A 13710-nucleotide genomic window follows, 5' to 3' on the forward strand; every position below is an offset into this window, starting at 1 on the left:
GTGACTGCCGCTTTCCAGATATGAGGCCAAATGGCCGCGAGGTCTGTGAGCCGGATCGAAGTTTCAGTCTGAAAACGTTATCTTGTTGAAACTGGATGGTTTTTTTGCCCTGTCGCTCACATTTGAATCGATTGCCGCTGATTAATATGGCACCGCCTGGCAATGACCGGGTGCTCGACTATCGAGACTAACTACAGCGGGAATTATAAAAATATGGATATGAAAAAGACCAAAGTGGCGCTGGTAACAGCCTCACTGCTCGCGCTTTTGTCTGGCTGTAATGGCAACAGCACATCTACTTCTACACCTGAACCTTCTGACGGACCTGTCGCTCGACTGCCCAAAATGGATCCCCCAAAGGAGCTGCTGCAAGCAGGCCCCAACGAGGTAGTCATTGCGCTGGTGGACACCCAGGCGGCAGCCAAGAGTGCCAAGACACCGTTTGACAGCCACAGCCTGCATCTTTGGAATAACGATGCCTGCAATGCAACGGCAGATAGCGGCCTGAACAGCGGGTGGGATGACAAGAGCAAGACACCTGCCACTGCCGACAACTTTGGTCCGGCCTGGGTCGTACCGCTCAGCAAGGTGGAAGGGTGCATCAACTTTATCGCTCGCAACGGCGATCTGGCCAACCTGACCGGCAGCGATATGAAGGTGATCTTCAGTGAGCACCCGGATCGCACCGTGGCCATCGTCGCGGGCAAGAAGGATCTGTTTGGCAGCCGCGCCGAGGCCTTTACCGCGGCCTTCGGCGTGGCGGGGGCCAGTGCCCATCTGATCGATGGCAATACCCTGATCTGGCAAGGGGGCAAGGACAAGCCTCACGTGCGCCTTTATTACACCGACTCGGGCACCATCAAGGCCAATGCCGATGGGGTGTTCGATTTCCCCTATATCAGCCTGACCGCGACCAGCCTGACTGCCGAGCAGCAGGCCAAATATCCGCACCTCAAGGATGCGGCCGCCTTCGCCCTGCCCGCCGGTAAAGATCTCAAGCCCCTGCTCAAGGGTGAGCTGGTGGCTATCGGCACCGATGCCGACGGTATCCTGCAGGGGGCGACCCTGGTGCAAAGTGCTGGTGCCCTTGATGCGCTCTATGCCCCAGAGGCGACCAAGCTCAGCTATGGCGCCGTGGTGGAGGGTAACCGGGTGACCTTCCGTCTCTGGGCGCCGACCGCCAAGTCGGTCAAGTTGGCCCTCTACAACGCTAGCCACCAGAAGAGTGGCGAGGTGGCCATGACCTTCGATAGCGCCAGCGGTAGCTGGAGTTACGAAGGGGGCAGCGAGCTGATCGGCCAGTTCTACCGCTACGACATGGAGGTCTACCATCCGCTGAGCCGCAAGGTCGAGCACTACGAGGTGACCGACCCCTATTCGCTCAGCCTCGCGATGAACTCCGAGTTCAGTCAGGTGGTGGATCTCGACGATCCGGCCCTGAAACCGGAAGGGTGGGACAGCCTCAAGGCGCCCCACAGCCAGCAGAATCCCGCCGACATCACCATCTATGAAGCCCATGTCCGCGATCTGACCGGCAACGATGATTCCACCCCGGTGGAGCACCGTGGCAAGTTCCTCGGGCTGACCGACAGCGACAGCGTGCCCGTCACCCACCTGAAATCCCTGGCCAAGAGCGGCGTCAGCCACCTGCACCTGCTGCCGGTGTTCGACATCGCCACCGTCAACGAGGATCCGGCCAAGGTGGCCAACATCGGCGATGACTTCAGCAAGCTGTGCGAGGTCAATCCCGAGGTCAAGAACTCCCGGTTTGCCAGCCACTGTGGTGGTGGCGAGACCATTGAAGCCGTGCTCGGTGAGCTGCAAGCCAGCGACAGCAAGGAGAACCCTGTGGTGCAGGAGCTGTACGGCTATCTGCGCGGCGTCGACTCCTTCAACTGGGGTTATGATCCCTACCACTACACCACGCCGGAAGGCTCCTACGCTACCAACGCCGAGGGCACCAAACGTATTCTGGAGTTCCGCGAGATGGTCAAGGCCATCAAGCAGAACATCGGTATGAACGTGGTGATGGACGTGGTCTACAACCACACCAACGAATCCGGGCTCGGCCCCAAATCGGTGCTCGACAAGATAGTGCCCTGGTACTATCAGCGCCTCAATCCGGAGACCGGCTCGGTGGAGAACTCCACCTGCTGCTCCAACACGGCGCCGGAACACGCCATGTTTGCCAAGCTGATGGATGACTCCCTGGTCACCTGGGCGCGCGACTACAAGATCGACGCCTTCCGCTTCGACCTGATGGGCCACCATCCGAAAGATCAGATGGTGCAGGCGCTGGCCGCGGTGAAGAAGGTCAATCCCGAGATGTACTTCTACGGCGAGGGGTGGAACTTCGGCGAAGTGCAGGATGACAAGCGCTTCGTGCAGGCTACCCAGAAGCATCTGGGTGGTACCGGTATCGGCTCCTTCTCCGACCGCTTGCGCGATGCGGTGCGCGGCGGCAGTCCGTTCGACGGTGGCGATACCATTCGCAAGACCCAGGGCTTTGGCAACGGTGCCTTCGTCGATCCTAACGAAATGAGCAAGGTGGATCTGGCGACGGCCTTGCACCAGTCCGATCTGGTGCGGCTCGGCATGGCGGGCAACCTCAAGGAGTTCGTGCTGACCGACAAGGATGGCATGCCGAAGAAAGGCGCCGAGATTGACTACAACGGTCAGCCTGCCGGTTATGCCCAGGATCCGGTGGAAGTGCAGAACTATGTCGACAAGCACGACAACCAGACCCTGTTCGATAACCTGATCTACAAGGCGCCGGAAGGTGCCGATCTGGTACGGATGCAGGGAGTATCGCTGGCGACCGCCATGCTGGGTCAGGGCATTCCCTTCACCCACGCCGGTGTCGAGCTGCTGCGTTCCAAATCCATGGAGCGGGACAGTTATGACTCGGGCGACTGGTACAACAAGGTCGACTACACCCTGGGCGACAACAACTTCGACAAGGGGTTGCCGCGCAAGGACAAGGATGGCGACAACTATCCACTGATTGAGCAGGTGCTCGGCAAGCATGCCAAGCCGGGCTCGGCCGAGATGGCGCAGATGGTGAGCTTCTATCAGGAGCTGGCGGAGCTGCGCAACTCCTCCCGCCTGCTGCGTCTGGGCAGCGGCGCCGAGGTGATCAAGCGGGTCGACTTCCGCAATACCGGCCCGGATCAGGTGCCCGGCCTTATCGTCATGACGGTGGATGATGGCGTCAGTGCCGGGGCGGATCTGGATCCGGCCATCGATGGTCTGGTGGTGATGATCAACGCCAGCAACCAGAGCCAGAGCATCGGCGACCTCCGTGATGGCAACGATCAGCCCATCGATCTGAGCGGTATGGTGCTTAGCAGCAAGCATCGCGCAGTCGACAGCATCGCCAGCGGCGCCGCCTATGACAACGGCCAGCTGACGCTGGGGGCCTGGTCTGCCGCCGTGTTCGTCAAGCCGCAGTCTGGTGCACAGGGCGCGGGCCTGCCGGTCAGCAAGAAGACCGACTTGAGCACCCTGCCACCGTTTGGCAACACCGCCGTTTATCTGAAGGGGTTCCTCGGTGAATGGGGTGAGACCAACCAGATGACCTTCAGTAGCAACTTCATGTATGAATTCACCACGGAAGTACAGGCTGACAAGCTGGGCTCAACCGAGGTGAAGATTGCAGATGCCAGCTGGGGGCCGGTCAACTATGGCAGCTGCAACGCCGGTGACAAGCTGGTGGTCGGCACTCCGCTGACCCTTTGCAAGGGTGGGGATACCGGCAACATCGGGCTCGATCTGGCCAAGGCGGGCAGCTACAAGTTCGTGTTTACCGCCATGAACAAGGACAAGCCCACCCTGAGCGTCAGCTTCACCGAGCCGGTGCAGAGTTGCAAGGTACTGGACACGGTGGCGGGCAATCCGCTCGGCTACAACCTGTTCGTCAAGGGTGAGCTCTCCGGCTGGGCCGCTCAGCCCCAGTACCAGTTGAGCTACAAGGGGATGGACGGCGATCTCGCCATCTATCAGGCAGCCTTCAACTACACAGGCAGCACCGAGTTCAAGGTCGCCAACGAGGACTGGAGCAAGGAGTACCTGCTCAACGGCGGCGGCGCGCTGAAGGCGGAGACGGGCTACCCGTTCGCCTTCTCCGAGGCCGGTAGTGCCAACAACAGCATCACATTGCCGCAAGGGCTGTGGAGTGTGTTGGTGAAGGTTGACCCGGCTGGCGTCAAGGCAGGTACTGCCGTCATTCAGGAGTGCAGTGCCAAGTAAGCAACCCATTGAGTCCGGGGGATGGCTCGGCGTCCCCGGGTTGAATTCCACCTTGCCAAGGGTGGGATAACTCCGAGAGAGTAAGCAAAGCGCGACTGCCGACCGGCAGGCGCGCTTTTTCTTTTCCGTCACCGGCTGAAACAAAAGCCGCCCGGATGGGGCGGCATTGGTTATTTCATGATGTCTGGCTGTGCGGGATTAGCGCTTGCGTAGCAGACGCAAGGCGTTGGCAGTCACCAGCGCGGTGGCGCCGGTATCGGCCAGCACCGCAATCCACAGGCCGGTGATGCCGAGCAGGCTGGTGACCAGGAAGATGGCCTTCAGTCCCAGTGCCAGCGCGATATTCTGGTGAATATTGGCCAGTGCCGCCCGCGACAGCCGGATCATCGCGGCGATGCCACCGAGCTGGTTGTGGGTCAGCGCCGCATCGGCAGTCTCCAGCGCCACGTCGGTGCCGCCCCCCATGGCGATGCCGATACTGGCCCGCTTCATGGCGGGGGCATCGTTGATGCCATCGCCGATCATTGCGACCTTTTGCGTCAGACCGAGCTTGGCGATCTCATCGACCTTGCCCTCCGGCAGCAGGCCGGCACGCCAGCCCATGCCGAGCTCACCGGCGATGGCCTCGGCGGCGCGGGGGTTGTCGCCGGTCAGCATGATGCTCTGCAGACCGAGCTGGTTGAGCTCTTGCAGTGCCGCAGCAGCTTCCGGCCGGATCTGGTCGCGCAGGGCCAGCAGGGCGGCCGGCAGAGCCTGGTCGCCGACGCTCTGGCAGAGCACCACAACGGTCTTGCCCTGCCGCTCCAGCGAAGCAATCCGGATTTGCTGTTCCACATTCAGGGTCGCCACCCGGCTCGGTGCCAGAAGTTGCCACAGTTCACCGTTGATGCGTCCCTCAACCCCCATGCCCGGCAGGGCACGCAGGTCGCGAGCCTCCGCCAGCGAGAGTCCCTGTTCGGTCGCGTTGGCGACCACGGCGCGGGCCAGCGGGTGGTGGGAGCCCTGCTCGATGGCAGCCGCCAGTGCCAGCAACTCGGCCTCCGGTTGGCCATTGAGGCTGACCAGCTCGGTCAGTTGCGGCTTGCCCTGGGTCAGAGTGCCGGTCTTGTCAAAGGCGACGGTATCGATATGGGCCAATCGCTCCAGCGCGGCACCACCCTTGATCAGGGCCCCCTGACGGGTTGCCGCAGCCAGCGCCGAGGTAACCGCTGCCGGGGTGGAGATGACCAGCGCGCAGGGGCAGCCGATCAGCAGCAGCGCCAGTCCGCGATAGATCCACTCGTCCCAGCTCTGGCCAAAGGCAAGGGGCGGCACCAGCACCACCAGCAGGGCAACCAGCATCATGGCCGGGGTATACCAGCGGCTGAAGCGGTCAATAAAGCGCTCGATGGGGGCGCGCTGGCTTTCGGCCTCCTCGATGAGGTGCAGAATGCGGTCGATGGCGTTGTTGCCGGGTTCGGACACCACCTCAAGGTGCAGCACCCGATCGGCAGCCAGACTACCGGCCGGCACCTTGTCCCCCTGGCGACGTTCCACCGGAATGGATTCACCGGTCAGGGCGCTTTCGTCAAACGCACCGAGCTCATTGAGCAGGCGGGCGTCGGCAGGTAGACGGGCACCCGGGGCGATTTCGATGATATCGCCGGGATGCAGCTCATCGGCAGCTACCTCTTCCCGCACCTCGCCCTCGGCAGTGGTACGGATGCGCAGCGCCTTGTCAGGCACCAGCGCCATCAGGGCTGTGACCCCGGCCCGGGCGCGTCCGGCGGCGTAGGCCTCCAGATGTTCACCCAGCATAAAGAGCAGCAGCACCATGGCCGCTTCGGCGGTTTCACCGAGGAACAGGGCCCCCACGGCGGCCACCGTCATCAGGGTCTCGATGGCGAAGGGGGAGCCGCTTTTGGTCAGCGCCCACGCCTTGCGGGAGATGGGCCACAGACCCCAGAGGGTCGCCAGGGTAAAGAGTGGCTGACCGAGCTCTTTCGGCAGCAGGGCGGCGACCAGCATCAGGCCGGCTAGTGACAGGGGCTGCCAATATTTGCCCAAAAAGTTACCGAATAGATTGCCTTGCAGGGGCGGTTGTGAAGCTTGCTTGCGGCCAGCTGCCTGCTTGTCAGCACTTTCCCCCTTGAGCTGGAAACCGGCGGCCAGCACGGCGGCGGTGACGGGATCGGGTGAGAGGCCGGGGGCCAGATCCACCACCAGCTTCTCGGTGGCAAACAATACGCGCGCCTGTTGTACGCCGCTCACCCGGCTGACGGCGGTCTCGATCTTGCGGGCGCAGCTGGGGCAATCCATCCCCAACACCTGCCAGCTGTGGCGACTGTTACCTTGCGCAGGCGCAACCAGAGGGTCGGCAGGTGGCATATCGTGCTCATGCTCGTGAGCTGGCGATAAGGGGGCGCTGCAGCACACTTGATCGTGACAGCCTCCTCGGGGAGGCTCTTCATCCTCGGGGGATTCATTGCCGTCACGGGATGCGTGCTCATGAGGCGTCTGGGTTGAACAGCAACTGACGGGCGTGGTGTTGTCGCAGCAGTGGCTATCGTGGTGATGTTCACTCTGGCCGGGGGCCGCCTTGCTGACGGCCTTGATGGGGGCGGCGTGCTGATGATTGCAGCAGGATTTGCTCATGATGAGTCCCTCTTGATGGATCCCGCCCCTGCGAGATCCCTGATTACTGAGAAGGAGTCTAAACCTTGGTGTTAAGTCCAAGGTCAACCCCTTTATATCCCTTGTCTTCGCGGGTGTTTGTCTGGTCCCGCCGCCCCTATACTGATCACCCGGATTTTTACTACACCAATAAAGGACATAACACATGAGCAACTCAGTCACTCTGCAAGGCAACCCGGTTTCCGTCGCTGGTCACTTCCCGGTCGCCGGTGAGCAAGCCAAGCCCTTCTCTCTGGTGGCCAAGGATCTCTCCGACGTGACCCTGGCAAGCTTTGCCGGTCAGCGCAAAATCCTGAACATCTTCCCGAGCGTCGATACCCCAACCTGCGCGACCTCTGTGCGCAAGTTCAACGAGCAGGCCAGCGCGCTGGAGAACACAGTCGTGCTGTGCATCTCCGCCGATCTGCCGTTCGCCCAGTCCCGCTTCTGCGGCGCCGAAGGTCTGGACAAGGTAGTGACCCTCTCCACCCTGCGCGGTGCGGCCTTCATGGAAGATTATGGCGTTGCTTTCTCTTCTGGTCCGCTGGTCGGTCTGACCGCTCGCGCCATCGTGGTGCTGGATGGTGACAACAAGGTGCTGCATAGCGAGCTGGTCGCCGAAGTGGCCGACGAGCCGAACTACGCTGCTGCGCTGGCCGTGCTATAAGGCTGCAAGCCATAAAAAATCCCGCTTCGGCGGGATTTTTTATGCGGGAATTGTCCGTTCAGGGCGTAGCTGGCGGGGTGGTCGCCGGTTCAGCCTTGGCGGTTGGGGAGGGTTGCCACTCCACATAGGGGCGGTGGATCTTCTCGTAGATCTCGGCCAGTTTGCCGGTGGCAGCCAGCTGATCAATGGCTTGGCGGAGAAATTCGTCCATCTCATCACCTGCTGCCCCTTTCTGGATGATGAAGACATCCTCGAAATCCCCGAAAAATTCTCGCCTGATATTGGTCAGCCCCAGCTGCTTGAGCATCAGGTCGGCCTCCTCTTGTGCCCAGACAAAGGCGTCGATACGGCCGCGTGAGAGCTTGCGCAGTGACTGTTCGATACTCATCGATCGCTGCACCGGGAAGGGCATATAGTCGGGAACGGCCTCGATCAGCAGATCCCGTTTGGTGGGCACTATGCCGTAGGCCATATCTGTGGTGACCGGATAGGCGGTATTGCTGTAAATCACATGGGCAACTTTGCCAAAACTGCGGGTGCTGAAGCGATAAGCCAGCATATCGATATCCTTGAGGTTGCGGATGGCGGGCAGCCCCAGATCAGCCTTGCCGGAGATCACCCCAGCCATGGCACGGGCGATGGGGTAGATGGTGATCTTGATGGTCACATCGGGGTAGAGATCATCGATGGCGTGCACCAGGTCGACAAAGGGGCCTGTCTTGTCGGCATTGATCAGCCCAGGCAGCTCGCCAAGGTGGGCATTGAGGATGCGCACAGGTTTAGACGGCTCGGGGGGGGCGTCGTTTTCCGGAGTCTGCGACAGGCCGAGAGTTGCGCTGCCGAGCAGGGTGACCACGAGCAGCAGAAGGGGGATGTGTCTGGTCATGACGTGTCTCTCTTGGTGATGGGTCAGCTAAAGTGTAGTCAGACCGTCGCCAGCGCCCCTCGGCCAGGCCATCATGGATAGGGTTTTACTTCTCGGCCCCCGCTCACTAGACTTCGCCTCCCACTTCTTTGTTGACGTAGCGCCATGACCTTTAGCGAACTTGCCCTCCATCCCGCTCTGCTTGCCTCTTTGCCCGCCACCTTGCAGACGCCGACCCGCATCCAGCAGCTGGCCATTCCGGCGGCGCTGGCGGGGCAGGATCTGCTGGCGCTGGCCCAGACCGGCAGCGGCAAGACGCTGGCGTTTGGCTTGCCGCTGCTGCAACGGCTGGATCCCGCCTCCAGTCAGGTGCAGGGTCTGGTGCTGGTGCCGATCCGCGAGCTGGCGATTCAGGTCACTGCCGCGCTAAAAGAGGGGGCCGAGGCGCTGGGGTTGCGCATCGTGACGTTGTGTGGTGGCGTTGCGCAGGAGCGGCAACAGGCCGAGCTAGCGCTGGGGCCACAGCTGCTGGTGGCGACGCCGGGGCGGCTGCGGGATCTGCTGACCCAGCAACTGTTGGGGCTGGATGGTTTGCAACTGCTGGTGCTGGATGAAGCGGATCGCTTGCTGGAGATGGGCTTTGCTCCCGACATCAAGGCGCTGCTCGGCTTTATTCCGGCGGATCGCCAGACCCTGCTCTTCTCCGCCACCTTGCCTGCCGAGCTGGAGGCGCTGGCCAACGGCCTGCTGCGCGAGCCAACCCGTATCGAGGCCAACCCCCTCAACAGCGTGGTGAACGAGATCGAAGAGCGGCTCTATCTGGTCAACAAGAGCAGCAAGGTACCGGCGCTTATCAGCTTGCTCAAGGAGCAGGCGTGGCCGCAGGTGCTGGTCTTTATCAGTGTGCGGGATGATGCCGACGGGGTTGCCAGAAAGCTGGCAAAGGCGGGCATTGCGGTGGCCGCCCTTCATGGCGAGAAGGAGCAGGCGGTGCGCGAGCAGGCGCTCGGCGATTTCAAAGAGGGCAAAATTCGGGTGCTGGTGGCCACCGACCTGATGGCGCGCGGCATCCATGTGGAGGCGCTGCCGCTGGTGATCAATCTGGACTTGCCCGCCAGCGCCCCTGTCTATGTACACCGCCTCGGTCGTACCGCCCGGGCTGGCCGCGATGGGTTGGCCATTTCGCTGGTCTGCCATGGCGAGAGTGACATGCTGCAAGCTATCCGCACCCTGACCGGCCGCGAGCTGCCGTTGGGCGATCTGGCGGGATTCCCGGTCACCGACCAGCCTGCCAGCGGGGAGGGCAAACGCCCCCCTCGTGACAAGCAGGCCAATCGCCGTACCCAGGCCAAACGCAGCGTCAAGCAGTTCAAAGGCAAGACGCCGCGTAGTTGAGCGTCAGGCTCGGGCCAGCGGGTAGGTGAAGAGCGCCAGATGGGCGAAGTTGAAGGCGAAGTGGATCAGGATGGCCACGGAGAGTCGCCCGCTGAGCTGGAATGCCAGGCCGTAGCAGCAGCCTGCCAGGGTCGCAAACAGCGCCAGCAGTGGGCCACCGGGCAGGTGGATGGCTCCGAACAGTAGCGCAGCCACGATGATGCCAATCCAGGGGCGGTAACGTTCGGTCAGCGCCTGCTGGATCGCGCCGCGAAACAGCGCCTCTTCCGCCACGCAGGTGAACAGCAGATTGTTGAGTGCAAACAGCCACCACCAGTGGGGCAGACCCACTTCCGGTTTCAGTGCCCCCAACTGCCAGGCGATGACCAGCAGAGCACCCAGCGGCAGCAGCAACAGCGCCAGCGGGCGCCAGCGGATTGCGCCCCCCTTGCCCAGCAGCATCGGGCAGGCCAGCAGCAAGCCAAAGAGCAGCAGCGGTTTGTCGAGGTTCAGATACATGTTGAATGGCACACTGGCGGGGCCTGCCAGTACCTGATCCAGCACCTTGAGATTGCTGAAACCGGGGATCAAATGCAGGGTAAGTGCCACCGCCCATGCCAGCAGGGCTGACCATGCGAGGGGGCGGCTACGGTCGGAGAGGGTGGGCAGAAGCCAGGCCAGCAGCAGGGCTGCCAGCGTCACCAGCAGTGCGGTCGTGGTGATGCGATCCAGCCAGAGCGCCAGCAGCAGAGCCACAGCAAGCAGCAGGAAACCCGGCTGGCGTTGGCGTGCCATACAGAGCAGGGTGGCCAGTGCCAGTTCTGCCCAGATCAGTATGTCAGGTAGGGGTAACATCGGAACTCCTCTGTAACAAAAGCGCAGCACCTTAGCAGGGGCGTTGGCGCAAAGGCAACCAGACCGGGTTATTTGGGTCAGCCTCCTATACTGAACTGGAGAGTAAAGAGAGGGATGGCGATGAAGCACTATGGCTGGTTGTTCTGTTGTTGGTGTGGATGGTTGTCATGCGCTCCCCTGTCGCTGGTAACCGGAGATTTTTCGCCCTATTCCGGGGCCGGGCTGCCTGATGGTGGGCAGAGCACCCGGTTGGTGACGACCCTGCTGCGCGAGGCTGGCTATGACGAGCTGAAGGTGGATTATCTGCCATGGAACCGGGGCTACGAGCTGGTTCGCAACGGCCTGGCATCCGCCACCTTCCCTTATGCCTGGACGCGTGAGCGAGCCAAGCTGTTCTATTACAGCGCCCCCATTCATATCGATCACCTCTCCTGGTTCACCTATCGTGGCAGTGATGCGGTACTCGATGGCAAGTGGCAGGGGTTGAGAGTCTGTATTCCCGCCAGCTGGAGCACCAGTCACGCAGATGAGGTGATTGCCCGTTTTTCATTGCGGCTCACTCGCCCCAAGAGTTTGGTGCAATGTCTGCAACTGCTTGAGCGGAAACGGGTTGATCTGATGCCGATGAATGATGCGGTGACGGCGGACGCCAGCATGCAGGTGTTCGGCGACCCGAACTATCTGCAACCGCTCCCCTATTTTCGCCAGCGGGATACCTTCTATTTGCTGGTGTCGCGCAAGATGCAAAATGGACGCGAACTGATAGAACGCTTCAACGAAGCCTTGGCTGCGGCACGTGCCAGTGGCCATTACGACCAACTGGTTCCCTGGGGACAGCCACGTCTGCTGCGCTGTGAGCAACCCTGAGTCAGAGCAGATTGGCACCAATTAAAAAGCCGGAGCAGTGGCTCCGGCTTTCTTTATGCCTTCAGGGGCGATTAGCGGCCTGATTCGGCAATCACGCGGGCGATGATATCGGCGCGCTTGCCGGCTTCCAGTTCGCCCAGAGCGATCAGGCCAGCCTTGAAGATGACGTTCTTCGGCAGGCTGACGTCGTCCAGTGTGGCGATCGCTTCAACGTGCATGCCGTTCAGGCGGCTGGCATCGCGCGGGCTCAGGTTGACCTGAGTGTTCATCACCTGCTTGCCTTTCTTCTTGGCAGGTGCAGCCGCTTTCTTGGTGGATTCCTGTTCTTCGTCTTCCGGCAGTTCGTCATCAAAATCGTAAATAGACATAGTCAATCCTGTTGAGTTAGGCAAAAGGGCACGTTTGCCCGACATAGTAATCCGACATTGGGTCAATCAGCCCATATCCTCGTTACGGATAAAGGCGCGCCAGGAGCTGAGCACCTGGGCAAAATCTTCCAGCCCGCACATGGCCAGCTGTTCATCATCGTAGTAGGCGAGATCGTCAAGATCCTCATCCAGCTCGATATTGAGGGCGTTGGCTTTCACCTCCGCCTCTTCATGGGTCAGCAGCAGGGAGTAGTCACCGCCGTTGAGCCGGTATTCGACTCGGGTGCGGTTGGAGAGCTGATCAATGATGGAGAAGAGCTCGTCGAGCTTCTCCTCATCCTTGCCAACCTCGTCGATCAGCCACTGACCGATGGCTTCATGGCCCATGGAGAACCGGGCGCGATAGCCACCAAACGGGTCGCGGCGAAATTCATAATCCATAGCACAGTCCAGATCGGAGGGATGGGCCAGCACGGGCAGGCGGGTGCAAGCACGCAATTCCTGCTCCATGGCGGGGCACACATCGGGTAAAGTGGCCTATTCTAGCGATCCCCCTCTCGCTTGTCTTGATGATGTGGCATCTTTGCGCCCATGTGCCCTGAATCGCCTCGTGGTGACGTAGCCAGATCAGCCCCTTGTCCGGAGATGTTATGCAGCTAAACGATAACCTTGCCCGCCAGATCGTCGCGCGGGCGATGAAGATCCTCTCCTTTTCGGTCAACGTGATGGACGAACACGGCCTCATCATTGCGTCCGGCAATCCGGAGCGGATCCATCAGCGTCACGAAGGGGCCGTGCTGGCGCTCACTGAAAACCGGGTGGTGGAGATTAGCGAAGCGACAGCCCTGCAGCTCAAAGGGGTGCGACCAGGCATCAATTTGCCCATCTCCTATCAGGGGGAGCTGATCGGGGTGATCGGCATCTCCGGCGATCCGGAGGAAGTGCGTGCTTACGCTGAGCTGGTGCGAATGACCGCCGAGCTGATCCTGGAGCAGGCGGCGCTCACCGAGCAGCTGCAGTGGGACAAGCGCCACAAGGAGGAGCTGGTGCTGCAGCTCATCCGTGGTGAAGGGCGGGACGATCAGCTGCAGCAGGCGGCCCGTTTTCTCGGGCTGGAGTTGGCCCAGCCCAGGGTGGTGGCCGTGCTTGCGCTGGAGGAGGCCGATCCGGCTCGTCTGCGCGAGCTGGTCCATCAGCTGGAGAATCCGGAGCGGGACAATCTGGTCGCCATCAACGGGCTCGACGAGATAGTGGTGCTCAAACCGGCACAATTGAGTGATGGCGTCTGGCAATCGGCGCAGGAGCGCAGCCGGATCAAGCAGTTGCTGGCCCGCATTCCCCACTTCAAGGTGCATATCGCGGTGGGCGATTACTTCGCCGGGATAGACGGGCTGGCGCGCTCTTACCAGACGGCGCGAGATACCCTGCGCCGTGGCATGCGGCAGGCGCCGCGCAAACAGGTCTACTTCTTTGAGGACTACCGTTTGCCGGTGCTGCTGGGCAGTCTGGCGGACTCCTGGCAGGCGGATCAGCTGCGCACACCGCTACAGAAACTGGCCCGGGAAGATGGCAAGGGGGCGCTGCAGAAGACCCTGCGCCACTATTTCTTGCAGGATTGTGATCTGCATCGCTGTGCCGAAGCCCTGTTCATTCACCCCAATACCCTGCGCTATCGGCTGGGGCGAATAGAGCAGATAACCGGGTTGAATTTCAACAAGTTAGACGACAAATTTTTGCTCTATCTCGGCCTTAATCTCGACTTGTGATTGTGAAGTTGGACAAAAAACCACTTTTAAATGACGCAATTTTTGGTT

General features: G+C 61.2%; 10 protein-coding genes. 5 read left to right on the forward strand and 5 right to left on the reverse strand.

The features are described 5' to 3' along the window. The first annotated feature begins 213 nt into the window (after positions 1-213). Positions 214-4248: a pullulanase-type alpha-1,6-glucosidase gene (gene pulA, locus I6L35_RS08875; protein WP_216980061.1), complete on the forward strand. Its 4035-nt coding sequence runs from the start codon at positions 214-216 to the stop codon at positions 4246-4248. Between the two features lie 198 nt (positions 4249-4446). On the opposite strand, the gene I6L35_RS08880 is transcribed toward pulA, so the two are convergent. Beyond that, positions 4447-6882: a zinc/cadmium/mercury/lead-transporting ATPase gene (locus tag I6L35_RS08880; protein ID WP_216980062.1), complete on the reverse strand. Its 2436-nt coding sequence runs from the start codon at positions 6880-6882 to the stop codon at positions 4447-4449. A 184-nt stretch (positions 6883-7066) separates the two neighbouring features. Between I6L35_RS08880 and tpx the strand changes: the two genes are divergently transcribed. Next, positions 7067-7567: a thiol peroxidase gene (tpx, locus tag I6L35_RS08885; RefSeq protein ID WP_005341463.1), complete on the forward strand. Its 501-nt coding sequence runs from the start codon at positions 7067-7069 to the stop codon at positions 7565-7567. 58 nt (positions 7568-7625) lie between these two features. Here the strand turns inward: tpx and I6L35_RS08890 are convergent, their stop codons facing one another. Next, positions 7626-8453 carry a transporter substrate-binding domain-containing protein gene (locus I6L35_RS08890; protein ID WP_216980063.1) on the reverse strand — a complete coding sequence of 276 codons (828 nt, stop codon included), beginning with the start codon at positions 8451-8453 and terminating at the stop codon, positions 7626-7628. Positions 8454-8597: 144 nt separating this feature from the next. Between I6L35_RS08890 and I6L35_RS08895 the strand changes: the two genes are divergently transcribed. After that, on the forward strand, positions 8598-9827 hold the full coding sequence (locus I6L35_RS08895) for a DEAD/DEAH box helicase (protein WP_216980064.1): 1230 nt from the start codon (positions 8598-8600) through the stop codon (positions 9825-9827). Between the two features lie 3 nt (positions 9828-9830). Here I6L35_RS08895 and I6L35_RS08900 read toward each other — a convergent pair whose 3' ends face one another. Then, on the reverse strand, positions 9831-10661 hold the full coding sequence (locus I6L35_RS08900; protein ID WP_216980065.1) for a CPBP family intramembrane glutamic endopeptidase: 831 nt from the start codon (positions 10659-10661) through the stop codon (positions 9831-9833). A 162-nt stretch (positions 10662-10823) separates the two neighbouring features. Between I6L35_RS08900 and I6L35_RS08905 the strand changes: the two genes are divergently transcribed. After that, complete coding sequence (locus I6L35_RS08905) at positions 10824-11528, forward strand: ABC transporter substrate-binding protein (protein WP_254204244.1); 705 nt, start codon at positions 10824-10826, stop codon at positions 11526-11528. 71 nt (positions 11529-11599) lie between these two features. Here the strand turns inward: I6L35_RS08905 and I6L35_RS08910 are convergent, their stop codons facing one another. Beyond that, a complete protein-coding gene (locus I6L35_RS08910) occupies positions 11600-11896 on the reverse strand; it encodes a hypothetical protein (RefSeq protein WP_005348860.1) in 297 nt (98 codons plus the stop codon). Positions 11897-11962: 66 nt separating this feature from the next. Next, positions 11963-12337, reverse strand: coding sequence for a YacL family protein (locus I6L35_RS08915; protein ID WP_216980261.1), 375 nt, complete (start codon positions 12335-12337; stop codon positions 11963-11965). Between the two features lie 209 nt (positions 12338-12546). Here I6L35_RS08915 and I6L35_RS08920 point away from each other — a divergent pair, with 209 nt between their 5' ends. Continuing rightward, positions 12547-13662: a sugar diacid recognition domain-containing protein gene (locus I6L35_RS08920; RefSeq protein WP_216980066.1), complete on the forward strand. Its 1116-nt coding sequence runs from the start codon at positions 12547-12549 to the stop codon at positions 13660-13662. The last annotated feature ends 48 nt before the right edge of the window (positions 13663-13710 follow it).

The sequence above is a fragment of the Aeromonas sp. FDAARGOS 1405 genome, from assembly GCF_019048265.1.
GTDB classification, from domain to species: Bacteria; Pseudomonadota; Gammaproteobacteria; order Enterobacterales; family Aeromonadaceae; genus Aeromonas; species Aeromonas veronii_A.

Excerpts from the sequence above, each read along its gene's own strand:
- I6L35_RS08900 (WP_216980065.1), bottom strand. The coding sequence starts at position 10,661 with ATGTTACCCCTACCTGACATACTGATCTGGGCAGAACTGGCACTGGCC.
- I6L35_RS08915 (WP_216980261.1), bottom strand. The coding sequence starts at position 12,337 with ATGGATTATGAATTTCGCCGCGACCCGTTTGGTGGCTATCGCGCCCGG.
- I6L35_RS08880 (WP_216980062.1), bottom strand. The coding sequence starts at position 6,882 with ATGAGCAAATCCTGCTGCAATCATCAGCACGCCGCCCCCATCAAGGCC.
- tpx (WP_005341463.1), top strand. The coding sequence starts at position 7,067 with ATGAGCAACTCAGTCACTCTGCAAGGCAACCCGGTTTCCGTCGCTGGT.
- I6L35_RS08910 (WP_005348860.1), bottom strand. The coding sequence starts at position 11,896 with ATGTCTATTTACGATTTTGATGACGAACTGCCGGAAGACGAAGAACAG.
- I6L35_RS08920 (WP_216980066.1), top strand. The coding sequence starts at position 12,547 with ATGCAGCTAAACGATAACCTTGCCCGCCAGATCGTCGCGCGGGCGATG.
- pulA (WP_216980061.1), top strand. The coding sequence starts at position 214 with ATGGATATGAAAAAGACCAAAGTGGCGCTGGTAACAGCCTCACTGCTC.
- I6L35_RS08890 (WP_216980063.1), bottom strand. The coding sequence starts at position 8,453 with ATGACCAGACACATCCCCCTTCTGCTGCTCGTGGTCACCCTGCTCGGC.
- I6L35_RS08895 (WP_216980064.1), top strand. The coding sequence starts at position 8,598 with ATGACCTTTAGCGAACTTGCCCTCCATCCCGCTCTGCTTGCCTCTTTG.